The 21652-nt window shown below is 43.6% G+C and carries 11 protein-coding genes; all 11 read left to right on the forward strand.

The window, feature by feature from the left end:
* The first annotated feature begins 128 nt into the window (after positions 1 to 128).
* The 11 genes from KTO63_RS25865 to KTO63_RS25915 all read left to right on the forward strand — a co-directional run bounded on the left by KTO63_RS25865 (position 129) and on the right by KTO63_RS25915 (position 21474).
* Entirely contained in the window at positions 129 to 3506 is a 3378-nt protein-coding gene (locus KTO63_RS25865; protein ID WP_217795168.1) for a TonB-dependent receptor, read from the forward strand.
* 11 nt (positions 3507 to 3517) lie between these two features.
* Positions 3518 to 5119, forward strand: coding sequence for a RagB/SusD family nutrient uptake outer membrane protein (locus tag KTO63_RS25870; RefSeq protein ID WP_217795170.1), 1602 nt, complete (start codon positions 3518 to 3520; stop codon positions 5117 to 5119).
* Between the two features lie 123 nt (positions 5120 to 5242).
* Complete coding sequence (locus KTO63_RS25875) at positions 5243 to 7684, forward strand: glycosyl hydrolase family 95 catalytic domain-containing protein (protein ID WP_217795172.1); 2442 nt, start codon at positions 5243 to 5245, stop codon at positions 7682 to 7684.
* Between the two features lie 170 nt (positions 7685 to 7854).
* Complete coding sequence (locus tag KTO63_RS25880; protein ID WP_217795174.1) at positions 7855 to 10194, forward strand: beta-galactosidase; 2340 nt, start codon at positions 7855 to 7857, stop codon at positions 10192 to 10194.
* Between the two features lie 265 nt (positions 10195 to 10459).
* Positions 10460 to 12073, forward strand: coding sequence for a glycoside hydrolase family 43 protein (locus tag KTO63_RS25885; RefSeq protein ID WP_217795176.1), 1614 nt, complete (start codon positions 10460 to 10462; stop codon positions 12071 to 12073).
* Between the two features lie 10 nt (positions 12074 to 12083).
* Positions 12084 to 15110 (forward strand): glycoside hydrolase family 2 TIM barrel-domain containing protein, encoded by a 3027-nt coding sequence (locus KTO63_RS25890; protein ID WP_217795178.1) that lies wholly within the window; start codon positions 12084 to 12086, stop codon positions 15108 to 15110.
* Between the two features lie 181 nt (positions 15111 to 15291).
* The gene (locus tag KTO63_RS25895; RefSeq protein WP_217795180.1) at positions 15292 to 15882 is read left to right on the forward strand and encodes a hypothetical protein; all 591 of its coding nucleotides are present in this window, start codon (positions 15292 to 15294) and stop codon (positions 15880 to 15882) included.
* Between the two features lie 3 nt (positions 15883 to 15885).
* Positions 15886 to 18006 carry a cation:proton antiporter gene (locus tag KTO63_RS25900; protein ID WP_217795182.1) on the forward strand — a complete coding sequence of 707 codons (2121 nt, stop codon included), beginning with the start codon at positions 15886 to 15888 and terminating at the stop codon, positions 18004 to 18006.
* Positions 18007 to 18250: 244 nt separating this feature from the next.
* Positions 18251 to 19438 carry a pectate lyase gene (gene pelA / locus KTO63_RS25905; protein WP_217795184.1) on the forward strand — a complete coding sequence of 396 codons (1188 nt, stop codon included), beginning with the start codon at positions 18251 to 18253 and terminating at the stop codon, positions 19436 to 19438.
* Between the two features lie 399 nt (positions 19439 to 19837).
* Entirely contained in the window at positions 19838 to 20422 is a 585-nt protein-coding gene (locus KTO63_RS25910; RefSeq protein ID WP_217795186.1) for a Crp/Fnr family transcriptional regulator, read from the forward strand.
* A gap of 137 nt (positions 20423 to 20559) precedes the next feature.
* Entirely contained in the window at positions 20560 to 21474 is a 915-nt protein-coding gene (locus KTO63_RS25915) for an NAD-dependent epimerase/dehydratase family protein (RefSeq protein WP_217795188.1), read from the forward strand.
* The last annotated feature ends 178 nt before the right edge of the window (positions 21475 to 21652 follow it).

Raw genomic sequence — 21652 nt, forward strand, 5'->3', positions numbered from 1 at the left:
AACTTAAGCCTCAAAAAATAGTTCAAAATAAAAACCGGGAAACGGTTGCGACGTTCCCCGGCAGAAGTTTGAACTAAACCGCACAACACGTCAGTATTGTAATTGTCTCATCCAAACATCTCAAAAGTATGGAAAATTTTTCCAGTAAAACCAATGCCTGTAAGAGCAGGCAAAATCTAACGAAACTATTGCTTATTATGAAGGCTACTATTATTTTGGTAGTGATTGCATGTCTTCACGCAAGTGCCGGCACAATGGCACAAAAAATTACATTATCCGGCAAAAACATGTTGCTGGACAATGTATTTAAAGAAATTCATGAGCAAACCGGCTACCAGTTTTTTTATCGTGAGGACCTGATGAAGCAGGCACCGCCAGTGAACATCAATGTAAAGAATGCTTCTATAGACGAAACACTAAAGCAGTGCTTAGCCGGCCTGCCAATAACTTACTCCATTGTTGAAAAAACAATTGTTATAAAACCTGCATCATCAATATCAATTGCAGTGGCACCAATAGTTCTTCCACCTGTTGATGTAGAAGGAACCATTGTTGACGAATCAGGCAAGCCTGTTGCTAATGCTAGCATTGTTGTGAAAGGCACAACCTTTGGTGTTACATCAGATATAAACGGCAAGTTTCAATTGAAAAATGGCCAGGAGTCTGCTTCTCTTGTTATAACCTGTGTTGGGTACCAGCGCCAGGAAATTACAGTGAAAGGACATCAGATCATTTCCATTAAATTAAAACCAGCGAACACTGCTCTTGAAGAAATGGTGATCGTTGGTTATGGCACGCAGAAAAAGACAACTTTAACAGGATCTGTTTCTGTTGCCTCCGCAAAAGACTTCACTGACCGCCCTGTTACAAACATTACAAACGCGCTACAGGGAAAGCTTTCAGGCGTTACTGTAACAACCAATAATGGTCAGCCGGGAAGAGATGGCGGAACGATCAACATAAGAGGTATAGGAACCGGCCTTGGTGGTTCTGGTGCGGCAGTATCAAGCCCTATGGTAGTAGTAGATGGCATGGTGGCGTCGCTGGGAGAAGTAAACCCTAACGACATTGAAAGTGTTACCGTTCTTAAAGATGCATCATCCGCCGCTATCTATGGAGCCAGGGCTTCAAACGGCGTAATCCTTGTTACAACGAAGAAAGGAAAGAAAGGATCATTGCATATCAGCTACGATGGTTATTTCGGTGTGCAATCGATTATAAGAAAACCAGATTTTCTTCCTTCATACCAACAGGCGCAGTTGTACAACGAAGCACTGGTGAATGAAGGTTCCCCAAAAAAATGGACGGACGACGACATCAGACTGTTTCAGGATGGAAGCGATAAAACCGGTGCGCATCCTAACACCGATTGGCTCGCACTTGCTTACTCACAAAAAGGCTATCAATCCAGCAACAACGTTAGCGTGACCGGCGGCGATGAGAAAACGAGATACATGTTTTCTGTTGGCTACTTTGATCAAAAGGGGAACGTTGTAAAAACGCAGTACGAGAAATACAACATGCGTTTCAACTTAAACTCGCAGATAACCAAAAAACTTGGCTTTAATTCAAACGTCTCCTATCTGTATGCGCCGTTCAGTGAGCCTGTGAGCACATACGCAACAAGCTTTTCACAAATCATCAGGCAAGTCAATCGCGTTTCCAACACTGTTCCTTACAAATGGGAGAATGGAGCGTACGGCTATGTTTCTGATGGTTCGCCAATGGCATGGCTCGAATCACCTTCTGTCAACAAATGGCAGAACTATACTTTCACCGGCAACATTGGCCTGGACTATGCGCCAATTACGGGTCTTCACCTGAAGCCTTCATTTGGGTACAGACTAGCAACGGGTCAGCAACAACAATTTGTAGCCGATATTCAATATTACAAAGGCGGGCCTGCAGGCACTCCTTTGACGCCAACAAAATACCAGGGGCCTAATAACTTAACCAACGCGACAGACAGAACAACCTACACGTTGTTGCAAATGCTTGCGGAATATGAAAAAGCTCTCGGTCAGCATCATTTCAGATTGTTAGCTGGTGCATCGCAAGAGTATTCCATATACAATTATTTCTCCGCTTATCGCCAGGGATTCCTGAACAATTCCATTACTGAAATCAACGCAGCACCGGCAGATGGCCAGGTTGCGCAAGGTTATGCCAACGACTGGGCATTGCAATCAGTTTTCGGAAGATTGACTTATGATTGGGCAGATAAATATTTATTTGAAGCCAACGTTAGATATGACGGATCATCTCGTTTCGCTCCCGGCAAGCGCTGGGGTAGCTTCCCGTCGTTTTCTGCAGGATGGGTTATTTCAAAAGAATCATTCTTCGAGAATTTGAGGAGTTCGGTTAACCTGTTAAAACTAAGGGCATCATGGGGCAGACTGGGTAACCAGCAAATTTCAAACTATCCAACCATCTCTACTGTTGCACCGGGCCAGGCGTATTCTTTCAACCAAAGCCTTGTGTCTGGCATTGCACCTACATCAGGCGCCAATACTGACATTCAGTGGGAGAGAACAGAAACTTATGGTGCAGGTATCGATGCTGCATTCCTGAGGAACAGACTTACATTCTCGTTTGACCTGTTCAACAAAAACACCAATAATATTTTGATGGTGTTGCCAATTGGTGCGCCATATGCGCTGGATGCTCCTTATCAAAATGCCGGTGCAATGACGAACAAAGGTTTTGAAGTAAACCTCGGTTATGCAGATCATGCTGGAAAACTAAACTACTCAGTTAACGGTAACGTGACATACACAAAAAACACCGTGACTGATCTGAAAGGAGCGGGGCCATTCATTAGCGGCGGTACATTTTACAATGTAGGTTATCCTTTCTCTTCTTTGTATGGTCTTGAGGCAATGGGCATCTATCAAACGAAAGATGATGTGAAAGGCACAGCGGTGCTCAATTCAAAAGTTGGCCCCGGCGATTTGAAATACAAAGATCAAAACAATGATGGCGTGATCGATGCAAAAGACAGAGTATATCTTGGTACTTATTTTCCTAAATACACATTTGGCCTTACTGCTACTGCAGAATACAAAGGCTTCCAGTTAAGTTTATTTTTCCAGGGTGCAGCAGCTGTTAAAGCAGCAGGCGGTAACCTGATAGGACAGATTGGTGCCGATGTACAAAAACCAACAAGCGTGTTCCTTGACAGATGGACGCCAGACAATCACTCAACAACCTTTCCAAGAGCATGGTACAAATACACACAAAACGATCCATCGTCTAACCCGTCATCCTTTTGGGTGAAAGATGCTTCGTATGTGCGTTTGAAAAACATACAGCTGTCTTACAGTTTGCCAAAAGCGTGGATAAACAAAGCTCATTTAAGCAATGTGAGAATCTTTTATAGTGGACAAAACGTGTTAACCTTCACAAAATTCTACAAATGGATAGATCCTGAAATTGGCTCTACTGCCAGTATCAATGCTTACCCTCAGGTGATGGTTAATTCAGTTGGTTTAAATGTTACATTCTAAAATTTTGATTGATGAAAAAAATAACAATATTTCTTTTTGCCGCTGCTGTTTTTTCAAGCTGCAAAAAAGACATTCTTAATACGGCTCCTTTAGATGCATATAGCAACTCAACTTTATGGAAATCGCAAAACGATGCGCTCGCAGCATTAAACGGATGCTACAGCGCATGGGAAGTAGGCGATAACGTTGTGTACGATGATTGTATTTCTGACAATGCCTATGATCAGTTTCCATGGGAAGGCTATGAAACATTCGCGTCGGGGCTGGCTACAGCAAGTGATCCGGGAGTAAATAAATACAGCTATACTACGATTCAAAGATGTAACTGGTTCCTGGATAATATTGACAATGTTCCTGCCACCAAAATAGATGCGACTATCAAAGAGAGAATGAAGGCAGAGGCAAGATTTCTAAGAGCCTACAAATATTTTGTGCTTGGCCAGAATTACGGTGATGTTCCTTTTGTGGAACATGCGATAACGCCCACTGAGGCAAACAGTATTAAGCAAAAGCCTAAAGCCGACATCATTAATTTTGTTCTTTCCGAACTGAATACAATCGCGCCATCATTACCTGTAAGCTACACCAGCAGCGATATTGGCAGAATCACCCGCGGTGCGGCCCTTGCACTGAAGGCAAGAGTAGAGTTGTTTAATGGAAAATATTCAGACTGTATCGCCACCACGCAGCAGTTGATGAAATCGCCATTCTCCTACAGCTTGTATCCGAATTATTCAGAAATGTTCAGACCACAAAATGCCAACAACCAGGAAGTGATACTTGATGCGCAATATTTGTTGAACACCAACAGCGCATGGGTACTGATCGTTCTTGCACCCAATTCATCAGGTGGCTGGAGTTCTGTGGCGCCAACGCAATCGCTGATCGACGCTTATGAAACCATCAACGGTAAAACCATTCAGAACGACCCTTCATACGATCCTGCACAACCTTACAAGAACAGAGACCCGAGAATGGAGGCAAGTATCATCAGACCGGGCAGTATGTATATGGGCAACTATTTCGATCCGCTAAGTTCAAATTCTTCAGATGTGCGTGGTGGTAACAACGCTTCGCCAACAGGTTACAACTTTAGAAAGTACATTGAGAACCTTGACGACTTTAATGGCACAAGTTATGGCGCTGGCGACCTCAGCAACACGGGCCAAACGTTTATAGTGATACGCTATGCAGAAGTGCTGTTGACGTATGCAGAAGCAAAGATTGAGGCAAACCAAATCGATCAGTCAGTGTATGATGCTATCAACACCGTGAGAAGCAGAGTGCACATGCCGTCTGTAACAAGTGCCATGTATCCTGACCAGGCTTCACTTCGCACACTGGTGCGCAGAGAAAGAAGAGTAGAGCTTGCCGGTGAAGGCCTGCGCTGGTACGATATACAACGCTGGAAAACCGCTGCAACAGTGTTGACTGGAGATGTATATGGTTGCCAGGACGGCACGGTGAATACGTCTAACGGTGCAGTAACACTGGTTCCAAACACAAATATCAATATAGGCAACAGGGCATTTGTAGATAAAAATTATCTGTGGCCAATTCCACAAAAAGAAATTGATATCAACAAAAATCTCAAGCAGAACAACGGTTACTAATATCTTGGGACAGAGCAAAGGCAAATGTTAGAAAAAAGCAACGACAGGAACTGTAACAAGGGAATGTCGTTGCATTCATTCCCATTTACGCGACGCAGATTGATTACAAAAACAAAGTCAGACATGAGGGTATGTTTTCTGTTACTGCTTTTTATTGTTATTGATAAAACACAAGTTGTAGCTCAAAATTCATCGGGTCGTTCAAATCCTGCATTGCAAAAAAATGCATCGTTTCGAACAGTAAAAGAAGGAAGATGGATAGCCTGGTCAAAAAAACCTGCCATTGCCTGGCAGGACGCATTTGTGACGGGCAATGGCCATCACGGCATGATGCCAACAGGAGAGCCGGGAAAAGAGCGACTCATTTGTGTGCACGAAGAATTGTTCCTAAGAGCATGGGATCGCAATAAAATCGCTGTTGCAAATATTGCAAACCTTTTACCACAGGTTAGACAACTGGCAAACGAAGACCATCTCGGCGAAGCCGCAAAACTCGCTTGTGATGAGGCCCGTAGCCAATTGACAGCAATGGGTGCACCATTGGCCTGGTCAGTCTTACCACATCCTGCCTTTGACTTAAACTTACAAACACAAACAGAAGGAACAATAAAAAATTATCGCCGTCAACTGAATATGGAAACCGGCGAAGCCACCACTTATTGGCAGGATAATAAAGGCGCAGTGGAACAGTCTGTTTTTTCCTCACGCATACATGACGTGAACGTGCTTCGCATTCGCGCACTTGCAGGTCAAAAATTATCAGTAGAACTAAGCCTTGATGAAACACCCGGTAGAACCGGCAAAATTCTTGAATCAAACGCCGACAGTTTATTTCGCACGGTAAAAAGCTACGCCGATGAAAAAGGCTGGCTCAGCTATCATGCGCAGTACGCAAAAGACTCTGGTGGATACGAAGGACTCGCACGGGTTATAACCAATGGAACGGTTGCCGTTTCAGGCAATCACCTACTGGTAAAAGGGGCCAGTGAAATTCTCGTTGTACTGCGCGTTACACCTTTACAATACGGAGCCACTTCACAAAGAGCATTCGTACAAAATGAATTGTCCTTACTGCCGTCATCATACGAAACATTGTTTCAGCCGCATGCAAAAGCTCATGCCGCTATGTTCAATCGTGTATCGTTGGATTTAGGTGCCGCGGCTAAATGGAAAAGTACGCCAACAGAGGAAATGCTTGCAGAAGCAGACTCTAAAGGCATTACGCCGCTTTTCCTCGAACAGATGCACGCGATGGGCAGGTATCTGCTTATATCTTCTTCGGGAAAATATCCTCCGCCATTGCAGGGTATCTGGGGTGGTAGCTGGAACCCTGCATGGATTGGAGGTTTTGTTTTCGACTCCAATGTGAATCTCGCCATCTCTGCCTTTTCAACAGGCGATCTTTCTGAATGTGCCGAATCTTATTTTGGATATGTGGAGCGACTGCTTCCTGCATGGAGACTCAATGCACGCAATTATTTGGGATGCCGCGGCTTTCTTGTGCCGCATTACAGCGACCCGGAAAAAGGCTATCTCAATCATTTCGATACCGACTATCCTTGGATGTACTGGCCATCCGGAGCGGGCTGGAACCTAATGCCATTTTATGAGCATGGTATGATAACCGGCGATACCGCGTTCCTTCATAAAAGAGTATTGCCACTTTATATCGAGATGGCGCAGTTTTATGAAGACTATCTTGTAAAAGAAAAAGACGGCTATTATCATATCGCACCCGGCATATCGCCAGAAAATAATGTGGGAGAGAACACTACAACGCTTGCGAGAGACTGCACCATTGACATTGCAGTAGCAAAAGAAGTATTTGACCATTTGATCACTTTGGCAAAAATGTTTCACCTGGACAAAGAAGACATTGCTAAGTGGCAGCAGTACCATGATAACATAGTGCCGTACGGAATTAATGCAGATGGCGCATTGGCAGAATGGGTGCCTCCATCGTATCCCGATAATTATGCGCATCGCCATAATTCGCACCTGTATGCAGTATTTCCTGGCACTGAATTTCTTCAACCCGGTGCTGATACAAAACTGCTGGACGCTTCACGTGTAGCACTTGAAAAACGCTTTCAGTTCAACACAGAGTCGGCGCATGGCCTCGTGCATATTGCCTTGATGGCCGCACGTTTACATGACGCGGAAAAAGTATTGGCAAATCTTAATCGTTTTGCAAAAAGCAAATACGTATATACAGGGCTTTCCACTTCCCATAATCCTGCACACGATATTTACAATTTGGATGCAGCGCTTAGCCTGCAGCGGTTGTTATCTGAATCAATCGTTTTCTCGCAGCCCCGTCGCATTGAATTCCTACCGGCTTGTGCAGCTAATTTTCCAGCCGGTACAATAACAGGAGTGTGTATTCATGGAGGGCATAAACTAAATGTTACATGGGCAAATGGCTCGCTTGTAAGTGCTGTTATAAAAGCAGGAACAAATGACATTTGCACAGTTGTTTATAATAACAAACAAAAAACAATGAAACTGGTCGCAGGCAAACAGTATGTATTAAATGGAGAAATAAAAGTCATTGCAGAAAAATGACTCAGGAATATTGCACACTAACTGCCTGACTTTTATTATTTCAAAAAACGAGTAAATAAAATAACGCAAGCGTTTGCGCGAGGCTTTCTTAATACGTATTAATACATTTAAAGTCTGTTAACGCAAAATCGCTAAAGATTTAAAATAAAATAACTGATTTAACTAGTAAGATGAAAAAGATCCACCTATTGCTGCTGGTATGTTTCTACTGTACGCTTGCAATTGCGCAGCCACCACAAGTAAAGAGTACCAATACATTTGCTATTGGTAAAGAAAGTTTTCTGTTGAATGGAAAACCATTTGTAATAAGATGCGGTGAAATGCACTTTGCCCGCGTGCCACGTGAATACTGGCAGCACAGACTGCAAATGGCAAAAGCAATGGGCCTCAATACGGTTTGCGCTTATCTGTTCTGGAACGTACACGAGCCAAAACCAAACGAATTTAACTGGAATGACATGGCAGATGCAGCAGCATTTTGCAAACTTGCACAAGAGGCAGGATTATATGTTATTCTTCGTCCCGGCCCTTACTCCTGTGCAGAGTGGGAGTTTGGCGGCTTCCCGTGGTGGCTGCTAAAAAAGAAAGACATAAAGCTTAGAACACAGGACCCATATTACCTTGAACGTTGCAAAATTTATTTGAAAGAAGTTGGCCGTGTGCTGGCTCCATTGCAAATTACCAATGGCGGCAACATCATCATGACACAAGTAGAGAATGAATATGGCTCTTATGGAAACGATAAAGAATACATCGGAAAGATCAGGGATTACCTGGTAGAAGCGGGTTTCACCATTCCGCTATTTACCTGCGACGGCCCTAGCCAATTAAAAAGCGATGTGCGTGACGACATTTTTAGCGTAGTAAATTTTGGTGGCAACCCCGAAGAGAGTTTCAAATACCTGCGCAACATCCGCGCCGAAGGCCCATTGATGTGTGGCGAGTTCTATCCCGGCTGGTTCGACTCATGGGGCACCAAACACCACATGGGCGCAACTGGCGGCGTTGTAAAGGACATTAAATATATGCTGGATCACAAAGCGTCATTCAGCATTTACATGGCACATGGAGGCACCAGCTTCGGTTTGTGGTCAGGCGCGAATTGCCCGCCATTCTTACCGCAAACATCAAGCTATGATTATGACGCACCAATTAGCGAAGCAGGCTGGACAACAGATAAATTCTATGCACTAAGAAAATTGTTCGGGCAATACCTCCAGGAAGGTGAAACATTACCCGAAGTACCGGCGGCAAATCCGATGATCACCATTGCGCCATTTAAAACCACAGAAGTAGCACCTTTATTTTCAAATCTTCCTGCATCGATCAATTCTGTTCAGATAAAAAACATGGAAGAATTTGACCAGGGCTATGGCGCTATTTTATACAGAACCAAACTAACAGCCGATGCAAAAAATGTAGACCTGAATATAAAAGAAGTGCATGACCTTGCCTATATTTTTATTAACGGCAAAAAAATGGCAACGCTTGACAGAAGAAGAAATGAAAGTGTATGCAAACTAGCTTCCATTAAAAACGGAGATGTACTGGACATACTTGTTGAAGCCATGGGCAGAGTAAACTATGGCGGCCACTTACATGATAGGAAAGGTATCACGCAAGGCGTAAACATTGTAGATGCCAATGGCAAAAGCAAATCAGTGGAGAACTGGCAGGTTTTTCCAATTGAACTAAACAACAACAGCATTCCTGCAAACCTGAAATTCACTAGTGGCAAAACCGACATGCCAGCTTTTCATAAAGGCACCTTTACCATTAGCAAACCCGGAGATACTTATTTAGATGTGAGCCAGTGGGGTAAAGGTCTTGTTTGGGTAAATGGCCATTGCCTCGGAAGGTTCTGGAATATTGGTCCAACCCAAACCATGTACCTGCCGGGCCCATGGTTGAAAGAAGGTTCAAACGAGGTAGTGCTACTTGATTACATCGGTCGCGGCAAGAAAGGTTTGCAGGGTCTTGAGAAACCGATTCTTGACAGCCTGACAGAAAAAGTGGAAAATAAAAAGCACCGGAAAGAAGGCCAGACGCTGGATATCAGCAATGCCCAAACAACTTACGAAGGTTCTTTTGCTAACGGCATTAATCAGCAGACAATAAAATTCAGTTCCACCGCCGAAGGAAGATTCTTTTGCATTGAAGCATTGAATTCCCAAAACGGCAGGCCTTATGCATCCATTGCAGAATTGTACTTACTGGATGAAAAAGGTAAAGAATTACCACGTTCAAAATGGAAGATTGCTTATGCCGACAGTGAAGAATTATCAGGCGAAGACGGTAAAGCCGACAATGTGTTCGATCTTCAAAGTACATCGATCTGGCACACAGAGTGGCAGGGAAAGGCCCCGAAATATCCACATTACCTCGTGATTGATCTCGGTAGCAATCAAAAAATAAGCGGCTTCAAATACCTGCCAAGACAAGATGCGGATAACGGCAGAATAAAAGATTACAAAATATACATCACCAATACAAAGTTTAAAGGTCTGTAGACAATGTTGCTTAGTTATCGATATCCCGCAGCAGGTTAATGCCCTACGGGCAACAATGTGCAGTTGTGCCGATTGCTATTGATATTGTTCCGCTACGCGGAAGGTTTTATTGCCCGTAGAGCATTGATGTCAGTAGAAAACGACAAGAGAAAGTATCTTTTGTCCGTAGGACATTAACATGGCAAGCGGGGACATGGCTTAACTAAACGACATTGGGTCTGTGGTGGTAAAGGCTACAAACTTCACTTACCTAATATTTTTTTCTATGTACAGAAAGCTATTAGTGATAACGGCCGCTATCTTAACGTCATCATTGTTCACGAAAATTGTTGCCCAGCAAAAGTCATTACAAAAATGGACAGCAGACAACGGCAATGGCACATATAAAAACCCAATTCTTTGGGGTGATTGGCCCGACCCTGATATCATTCGTGTAGATGATGATTTTTATTTTATTTCAACCAGCATGCATTACGTGCCGGGTTGTCCCATACTGCATTCCAAAGATCTTGTAAACTGGGAAATGGCGGGCTATGCAGTGGACCATTACACAGAGGATGAACGCTATAACATGAAGGGTGGAAATATGTATTTGCGTGGTTCCTGGGCCGCAACCATCAGGCATCACAATGGCTTGTTTTATGTTGGCTTTTGCACGCCAAGTTGGGATAAGGAAAAAGGTAACTTTTCTATTTGTACCGCAAAAAATATAAAAGGGCCATGGACAAGAACCATATTCCCCGAATATCTCTACGATCCGGGATTGCTCTTTGATGATGATGGCAAAGTGTATGTGGTACATGGACAGGGAAAATTATATGTCACTGAGCTTGCCGCGAATGCTCTTTCAACTGTTGGCGGCCCAAAACAAATCTGGAGTAACCCGATTGAAAAACCCCAGGGATCTACTGCACCTTATGATCGGTACGGCATGGAAGGTTCGCACGTGTACAAGATAAACGGCTACTATTACATCACGTGTCCTGCAGGAGGCACAGAAGGCTGGCAGGTGTGTTTACGCAGCAAGAATATTTACGGCCCTTATGAACAAAAAATTATTGTTCAGGATGAAACCTCTTACCCAGGAAATGGCTTGCATCAGGGCGGCATGGTTCAGTTAAAAGATAGTACGTGGTGGTTCGTCATCATGCAAGACAGAGGCGCCATTGGACGGGTGCCACATCTCGAACCTGTTGCATGGAAAGATGGATGGCCCATGATTGGTGAGAATGGCAATGGCAAAGGTGTTGCAACGCATAAAAAACCAATTCAAGGAAATAAGAACAAAATAGTTCCTGCCACCACAGATGAATTTACCAAAACGCAACTCGGTCTGCAATGGCAATGGAACCACAACCCCGATAATGCGTCGTGGTCATTAACAGAAAGAAAAGGGCACATGCGTTTACATGCATCGCTTGCAACTGATCTCACCACCGCGAGAAACACCCTCACGCAAAGAGTGCAGGGGCCTTACTCCGAAGCTACAGTAGAACTTGATGTAACAGGTTTGAAAGATGGTGACATAGCGGGTTTTGGCATTTTTCAATCGCCCTATGCATACATCGCTGTTAGAAAAAAAGGAGCAGAAAATAATTTAATCATGGTGAACAATGGAACAGTGATTGATAGCATCACACATTTCTCACCCAAAAAAATATGGCTCAAGGCAACTGCAACAGATAAAGGCTTCGAAGGAAATTTCTTCTACAGCACAGATGGCAAGAACTTCAAGCAGTTTGGCAACGTGCTCAAAATGGCATTGGGTTATGATTGGACCGCCAACCGATTTGCGCTGCTGCATTTCAGCATGACACAAAATGGAGTGGGTGGCTATGCAGACTTTAACTGGTTCAGGTTTCAAGGTATTAACGAATAATGTATAGAAAATGAGACATATCTCCCGGGAGGCCCTGATTCGTGCCCGCGCCGTGGTTCGTGTCTTCACGAACCGCAAAAATGCATGGTTCGTGAAGACACGAACCTTAGCTTTAGCTGGGGCATTATGTGTCCTGAGCTTCTCTTTCGCAGTTGGCCAGGTCAACACAACTGACGCAAAAAAAGATACAGCCACAAGAACCGTGTTAAACTTTAATACACACTGGGCTTTCTACAGAAACGATTTGCCACATGCCGAGGCCGTTGACTACAACGATAAGGACTGGTATGCTGTGACTGTGCCGCATGTAATGAGGCTTGAGAAAAAACACAACGGCGGAAACCAGGTGTACCAGGGAGTCGGTTGGTATCGAAAATATTTCAAAGTGCCTTCTTCTTTTAAAAACAAAAGACTAACCATTTGCTTCGACGGTGTACAAATGAATTGCGACGTGTTTTTAAATGGAGAAAAACTTTGCACCCACAACGGCGGCTACATGGGCTTTGTGGTAGACATCACCAACAAAGTAAAGTTTGACCGCGATAATGTTTTAGCTGTTCGTGTGAGCAACTTAAATGACCCGCAAACACCGCCGGGGAAACCACAGGAAAAGCTTGACTTCAATTATTACGGTGGTATTTACCGCGATGTAAAACTGGTTGCAACCAATAAGCTGTACATATCGGACCCTTTGGAAGCGAATAAGGTTGCGGGCGGAGGATTGTTTGTTACTTACCCCAAAGTAACGAAACAACTTGCTGAAGTAAATATCAAAACGCATGTTGTAAATGACTTCGGCACACCCCAACAAGTGAAGCTGGTCACCATCATAAAAGACAAAAACAACAAGGAGGTTGCAAAAAGCATTGTATCAAATACGGTTCAGCACGAGCAGGAATTTGTTCAAACCATTTCTATGAACAACCCATCACTCTGGCACCCTGATCATCCCTATTTGTACCACATTGTTTCCAAGGTATATGTTGATAACAAACTAGTGGATGATAAAATTACCAACATCGGGGTCCGTACCATTTCTTTTACTTCACCTTCCGGTAAAGCCGATGGATTTTATATCAACGGCGAAAAGCTTTACTTGCGCGGGGCAAACAGGCACCAGTGTTATCAAACGATTGGTGATGCTGCATCCAACTCCATGCAATACCGCGATGCGTTGCAAATAAAACGCGGAGGCTTCAATGCAGTAAGAGCGGCGCACTATCCGCAGTCGCCTGCCTTCCTGAATGCTTGCGATGAGTTGGGTTTAATGGTAATAGAGTGCGAGCCGGGCTGGCAATTTTTCAGCAAAGATTCTGTTTTCACTAATAGAACATTCAGAGACATCAGGGAGATGATCCGCAGAGATCGCAACCGGCCTTCTGTTTTTCTATGGGAAACATCATTGAATGAATCGCCAACTCCTGCAACATGGGCGAAACAAGCGGTTGCAATTGCACACGAAGAAATGCCAAACAATCAGATGTTTACTGCAGATGATTTTTTTGCCAACGGCAGCAAATGTTATGATGTTTGCTACAAAGTAATCAATGAAGACGGCTCTGACCCTATGCCGCAAATGCCAGTAATTACACGTGAGTGGGGCGATACATGGATTGCTGATCCCGCGAAGGAAAACGGTTTGCGTGCATCAAGAATATACACAGAGAAAGGATTGATCAATCAATGCATACTCAGACAGAATGCTTTAAATGGAACCATGCTGGAAGAAGAAGGCGGCTATTGGGATCATGCAAAACTGGATGCCAATGATCGCATGTCCGGGTATTTTTTGTGGAGCTTTAATGATGTAACGAGAGGCTCGGACCCCATCACCGCTTTTTGCGGAGTGGTAGACGCGGATCGTTATGAGAAATTTGGGTACTATCAATTAAAAGCGATGCAAAGCGCTCGCAATGCCAACTACGGCCCAATGGTTTTTGTTGCCAGTTTCAACAACCACCCAGATATTGACACCAGCATCATCGTTTTTTCCAATTGCGATAAGGTAAAGCTTTATAGAAACAAACATTTCATCAAAGAAATATCACGGGAAGAAAATGGAGCAACAGCTCCGTTTATAGCATCGAAAGGAGGAAGTCCTTATTTCCGTTTCGATTTAAAAACATATGAAGCAGGCGAACTTAAAGCCGAGGGCTGGATGGATGGAAAATGTGTTGCGGTACATACTATCGCAACGCCAGGTGTTGCCGATCATTTGGAGATTGTTTTGGATAGTAGTGGTATTAAACCTGTAGCAGACGCCGTGGATATGATTCCCTTTCATGTAAAGATTTGTGATAAGAATGGAACAGTTGTATCAAACAGTCAGCCGTTCAACACCTATTCAATTCACCTCGCCGTAAGCGGTGCAGGGTCACTCATCGGCGCTGATATAGCAAGGGTAGAAGCAGCCATACAACACACTGAAGGAGGCATTGGCTATGGCATCATTCGCACAACTAATAATGCTGGAAATATTACTATAACGACAACATCGGATAATTTAAAGCCTACCAAAAGAGTAATTACAACCATCAAAAGCAATGAGCAGTTTGTGTTAGACGGCAAGCATTATGCATGGAAAACTGAAAAAGAAAATAGTGCAGTGAGCGTACAAAGAAACGGCGAAGAAAAAGAGAAGCTCATCAAACTTACTCCTTCCATGCTGAAATTGAACGATGATAAACTTTCTGCTGGTATCGAAAAAATAATAGATGGAAACTATTCAACGGTGTGGATAGATGAAAGCAAAATCACTCCCGTCGAATTGACAATTGATCTCGAAAAACAGCATAGTATTAAAGGCTGCAAAATAGTGTGGGGAAAAGATAGCGACTGGTATACTTATAGTTTACAGGTTTCAACAGATGGCAAAGAATGGCAAACAGAAGTAGACAGTATGAAAAGCTCAGGACAGGAATACAAGCCTGTGTTGTTCAAACATCACAGCTTAAAGTATGTCCGGCTATTGGTAACCAGTGTTCAATCACCGCAAAGTAAGATCGCAATTAAAGAGTTCGAGTTACTTGCCAATTAAGAGCAAAAAAGATTGAAAAAAAGGAGCAGATTTTCTGCTCTTTTTTATTTTCCTGAAACCGGCCACCCAACAGCTATTTCACAGCAGGCAATAAAGGTGAAATTAAGACACGGCCAGAAAGATTGCCTCTTTCTGCCAACAAATCGTCGCTTCCGGTTGTTTCCTTGGAAAACCCGAAAAAGTGGCAATTCGCACCAGAAAAAATATTACAAGTCTTTTCCCATTTTTGCTTTGTCTTCTGTTCCTTTCCTGTCATGATAAAGCAAAGGAACAATCCCTGGATGAAAGAGAACAGGCTTTGACAGAAAAAGAAAACAAATTTGCATCGAAAGAGCAGGACTACGAGTCGTTGCTTAGAATGAGAGATAGTCTTTCCTCTATTAAAACAGCCGATACCAATACAACCCGCTGGCCGGCGGCGATAAGTGGGCTTTGGAGCAGCAAGCTACTCTGTATAGCATCCAGCTGCAACGAGTATGCAGTAGGCGATCAAAAAACAAACGAGTCATGGAACTTTACCAGCGACTCGTCAAAAATGCTGGTAGCCATTCTTAACAATGCCAACAATGGACTCGTAAGAATATATCATGCAAAATACGACAGCAGTGGCATCAATCTTCGCTTCAAAACAGATTCGCTTACCAAACGTACAGTTCGCATGGAAGTGCTCCTCGATCAAATTTCGAATCAAAGAATAAAGGGCACGCAAACCATCACCATTGACAGCACCTGTACCGCAAAATTTTCTGTGGACCTGTCCCGCAATAAATAATCTATGCCTTTACTCAACGCACATAATATATCCCTTCCTATTGCTGATCCCGTTCTAAAGTTTTTACTGGAACTGATCATCATTCTGGGAGCGCCATTACTGCTTAACAAAGTTAAAGTTCCTCACCTCATCGGGCTGATCGTTGCAGGCGCGATCGTTGGGCCAAATGGCTTCAACCTTCTTGCACGCGACAGCAGTGTTGTTGTTACCGGAACCACCGGACTACTTTACATTATGTTCCTCGCCGGCCTTGAAATTGACATGGGCGAGTTCAAAAAAAACAAATGGAAGAGCCTCACATTTGCAGTTTACACCTTTTCCGTTCCATTCATACTTGGGTTCATCGGAGGCCACTATATCTTGCATTTTTCATTGCTTACCACACTTTTGTTTGCAAGTCTTTTTTCCTCACACACGCTCATTGCATATCCGCTTGTAAGCAAATTGGGAATCACCAAAAACCGCTCCGTAAACATTTTGGTTGGCGGAACGATGATCACCGATGTATTGTCGCTGTTGGTATTGGCAGCAGTAGTAGGATTAACGGAAGGCAATGCGACACAAACGTTTTGGATAAAATTGGGAGTATCCTGTATTGCGTTTGGCCTGATCGTGTTGTTGCTTTTTCCCATCATTGCGAAATGGTTCTTTAAAAATGTTGAGGACAAAATATCACAATATATTTTTGTGTTGGTGGTCATCTATCTCGCTGCACTCATTGCAGAGCTGGCGGGCATTGAAGACATTATCGGTGCTTTTTTTGCAGGGCTGGCACTAAACAGACTCATACCGAGATCGTCGGCATTAATGAATCGTGTTGAATTTGTCGGCAATGCAATATTCATTCCCTTCTTCCTCATCAGCGTAGGCATGCTGGTAGATTTCAGGGCTTTTATTCAAAGCTGGGAAACGCTTGGCGTGGCCGGCATTATGATTGTTTCTTCCATTGGCGGTAAATGGCTCGCGGCACTTATAACGCAAAAAACCTTTCGCCTTACAAATGACGAAGGCAAACTTATTTTCGGCCTGAGTTCTGCTTCAGCCGCGGCCACACTGGCTTCTGTGATGGTGGGTTATAATATCATTGTGTCTGAAACGGCAGCAGGAGAACCGGTAAGATTGTTGAGCGAACATGTGCTTAATGGAAGCATCTTGCTGATCCTCATCTCATGTACCGTATCATCTTTGGTTACCATGTCCGCTGCGCAGAAAATAGCAACAGCCACCAACGAAAGCACCGTTGCAGAAGACAATGAAGAAGAAAGAATTTTGATTGCCATCAAACACCAGAGCATGGTGGATGTGATGGTCAATGTAACCTTGCTTTTAAAATCGAAAGCAAATACCAAAAATCTTTTTGCCATCAATGTGATCAACGAAGAGAAGAATGAATCGTCCGTTAAGAATGCAGAAAAGGTTTTGGAAGAGGCAGTTAAAGCAGCCGCAGCTGCAGATGTAGAACTAAATTCGATTATGCGCTATGATAATGATGTGATGTCGGGCATCAACAACGCAATAAAAGAACAAAGGATAACGGACCTCATCATTGGCCTCCAGCAGGACAAAGGATTTTCACCATCCCTCATGTATAATTTATACAACGGATACTTGCAGAATGACAACATCAACGTCATGCTTTACAACGCTGCACAACCCATTTCTACAGTCAAAAGTTACACCGTGCTGATACCGCAGCTTGCCCGTCAGGAACCGGGCTTTTTGCATGTACTGATACATATCTGGAACATTGCAAGAAACTCCGGCGCCACCATGAATTTTTATGCCAATGGGCCGGAGCTGGATATATTGCAAGCCATTCACAAAAAATCTTCCATTGAAGCAACTTTCCAAAAGCTTGAACACTGGAAAAAAGGAGAAGAGATTGCGGCATCGTTAAAAGAAAACGAAGCGTTATTTGTTATCCTCGCAAAAAGGGGTATGGTATCCTACACGCCAAGAATGAAAATGATCCCTGACTTTTTAAATGGTCATTTGCAAGATCGCAGCTTCATGCTCTTCTTTCCTTTTTCAGAGGCAGAAACAAGCATTGGTGAAAAAAGGGCCATCAGCAATCATAGTGACTTTATGGAAATCGGAAGAGCCATTAAGAAGCTGTTTGGGTAGGGTGTGTGGAAGGAAGTTGTTGGTTGTTAGTTGTTGGTTGTTAGCGTTCAATGTCAAATGATCGTTATTAATGGCTAACAACTAACAACTAACAACTTAACAACACAATAACCATTGGATAACAACCGAACAGGACAGACCAAGACGCAGAATTTCCTCGGGATCGTTATTTTTAGCAGGCCGGAGATTTTGTATGCAGATGCACTCCGGTAAAGATTTGCTTACCAAATACGCATAAAAGCATATGAAGTTTTCTATAGTCCTGATTGGCTTCCTGGCATGGTTAATCCCATGCAATAGCAGTGCACAAAACAGTTCGCAAAAAACTCCCGACAGCATTGCGCAGGGTCCTTTTGCAGACAATTCAAATCATTGGTACATGGGGCCGGATAAAAGCCGCATGATCAATCCATTGCCCGGCAAGCCGCGCTATCAGCCAACACAATTGACAGAAATAGGGGACAATATTCTCCTTTTCCAGAAATCCAACGGCGGGTGGGCAAAGAACTACGATGTGTTCGCCGTTCTCTCAGAGGCGCAAAAAGATTCCGTTCGTGAACGTCGCGACGAGTTAAACACCACTTTCGACAACGGTACATGCTTCACGCAGATTGCCGCGCTTTCAATTGTTTATAAATCTACCGGAACAAATAAATACAAAGAAGCTGCGCTGAGAGGCATCGATTATTTGCTGTCTGCTCAATACGCTAATGGCGGATGGCCGCAATACTATCCGCTGGAAAAAGGTTACAGCAGGGAAATCACCTATAACGATGGTGCTTTTGAAGGTGTAATGCAGTTGCTAAAAAACATTCTAGATGGTTCACCGCAATACGATTACCTGGATGCAAAATACCGCAAGAGAGTCGGCGAAGCATTTGCAAAAGGACTTGACTGCATCGTAAAAACACAGATCAATGATGCGGGCACACCAACAGCATGGTGCCAGCAATACGACGAACACACGCTTCAACCGGCATGGGCGAGAAAATTTGAACCCGCCAGCATAAGCAATGGCGAAAGCTCCGGGATTGTACTTTTCCTGATGAGCATTGATCATCCTGATGATCATGTGGTAGACGCGGTTCAGAACGCAATAAAGTGGTTCCAGGATTCTAAAATTTACAACACGAAAGTGGTAACGGTGCCTGCACCAACAATGCAAACACCTTTTCGTACATCTACAACCGATCGCGTAGTGGTGACAGACTCAACGGCACCTCCGATCTGGACTCGTTATTATGAGCTTAAAACACACAGACCTTTATTCTGCAATCGCGATAGCAAAGTTGTCTACTCGTTAGCTGAAGTAGAGCGCGAAAGACGTGATGGCTATGCATGGTACACCTACGCACCGCAAAAAGTACTGGACAAGTATACCGCGTGGCAAAAGAAATGGGCACCGGGGAATGATGTGCTTGCACATAAATAAGAGATGTTCGCATCTTAAAATTTACCACTAAGACACTCAGGACACTAAGGTTCACTAAGAGTTTTTTTTACCACAGAGTTCACGGAGTTTTTTTTCACAGAGTAAAGGAGGATATACTTCGGAATAGATAGCAGATCACTAAAACAAAAAAGGGAACAGAGATATGTATTAGTGTCTTTGTCTCTTCTCTCTTTAACCAACTATTTATTTCGGAAGAACTTCTCCTTTCCTCTGTGAAAAAAGGCTCCATTCCTCTGTGGTTAGAAATAGGAAAGCTGCACTGGCAAAATGCCTTAGTGAAACTTAGTGTTCTTAGTGCCTTGGTGGTGAAGAAATCCTGCACAATTTTGGATCCCCACTACCGCTAACACTACTTCGAGTTATTGCTTATTTTAGCGTATGGATTCATTACTTCAGGCTATCCGTTCATATGCTCCTATCTCACAAGCTGAGGGTGAATATTTTTATTCATTCTTCCGTAAGGTAAAATACAAGAAGAACACCTTATTGCTGGAAGAAGGCTCCGTTGCGCATGAGGTATTTTTTGTGGAGAAAGGTTGCCTTCGCCAATTTTTCTTTACTGAAAAAGGAGTGGAGAAGACCTGCAACTTTGTATTTGAACAAGAGTTCCTCACTGACCTTGAAAGCTTCTCGCGGCAAACCAGGGCTACCACCAACATCATCGCACTGGAACCTACGGAGTGCCTTGTGACAACCTGCAAGGACCTTGTAGAATGTATGGCTGCTTCGCCTGCCGTTGCATCCTTCTTCAATGTTATTGTTGAAAATGTAGCAACCGCGAATATCAGGCGCATACAATCTTTGTTATCACAGTCACCCGAGCAGCAGTTTGAAGTGTTGCTGCAGAACAGCCCGAAGATATTACAACGTGTGCCACAGCGTTACATCGCACAATACCTGGGCATCGCTCCTGAAAGCCTTAGCCGCATCCGTAAGCGGGCGTTGGTAGCAGCAAAATCTTAACCCGTGTTATCGTTTTTTGCTGAGGCAGATGCTAGTTTTGAGTTATGAGTATTAAGTATTGAATCGGTTGAAGTTCAACCAAACGAACCGATACATGCAGCTTAAAACTCATCACTCATAATTCACAACTCATAACTATGACACAAGTAATTCTCGGCGTTGGTGGTGACATCGGCAACCCCCTGGCAAAAGAACTAAAACAATATACCAGCAAAGTAAGATTGGTATCGCGCCACCCCGAACAGATAAATGGAGACGACGAACTTTTGCCTGCTGATTTATTATCTGCTGAACAGGCAGACAAAGCAGTTGCGGGCGCATCAGTAGCTTATCTTATTGTGGGCCTGAAATATGACCTGCGCATTTGGCAAAAGGATTGGCCCACCATCATCAATAATGTAATTAATGCGTGCCTTAAACATGGAACCAAACTGGTTTTCTTCGACAACATCTATATGTACGATAAGAGTGCCATTCCACACATGACCGAAGAAAGTCCATTGAATCCTCCCTCTAAAAAAGGCAAAGTGAGATTGCAGATCGTAGAAGCGATACGGAATGCTATTTCTCAAAAGGGATTGCAGGCATTGATCGCCAGAAGCGCAGACTTTTATGGCCCGGGAGCAAAACATGGCCTCCTGAACGTTTTGGTATTGGACCCTCTTTCAAAAAATAAGAGAATGAGCTGGCAATCCAATGTACATAAAACGCATTCCTTTACGTACACACCAGATGCAGCAAAAGCTACAGCCATTTTGGGCAACACAGACAGTGCCTATGGTCAAACCTGGCACCTTCCAACTTCTTCACAGCGATGGACAGGCGAAAAGTTTATTACCTACGCTGCCTCCATGAAAGGCGCAAAAACATCTTACAATTTGTACAGTCCGCTTCTTCTTTCTTTAGCAGGATTGTTCGACAGAACAATCAAAGAACTGGTTGAAATGCAGTACCAGAACAACCAGGACTATTTTTTCGACAGCCAAAAGTTTTGCAAAGCGTTTAATTTCACTCCAACCAGTTATGAAGTTGGGATGAAGGCATTGATTTGAAAATTTGAGGATTTGAGGATTTGAGGATTTGAAAATTGATGTCTTCTGCTCGGCATTGCAACGGTTATAAACAGTATTTCTAATGATGCGATAACAACGCATAACCAATGTGCTTGGTTTTGCAGGTTTTTCCGATTGCGGGGTTCCTGCGGCCATGAAAGAAAGACTGCTTGTCATC

Origin of the sequence: Pinibacter aurantiacus (genome assembly GCF_019130065.1) — a bacterium.
GTDB classification, from domain to species: Bacteria; Bacteroidota; Bacteroidia; order Chitinophagales; family Chitinophagaceae; genus Pinibacter; species Pinibacter aurantiacus.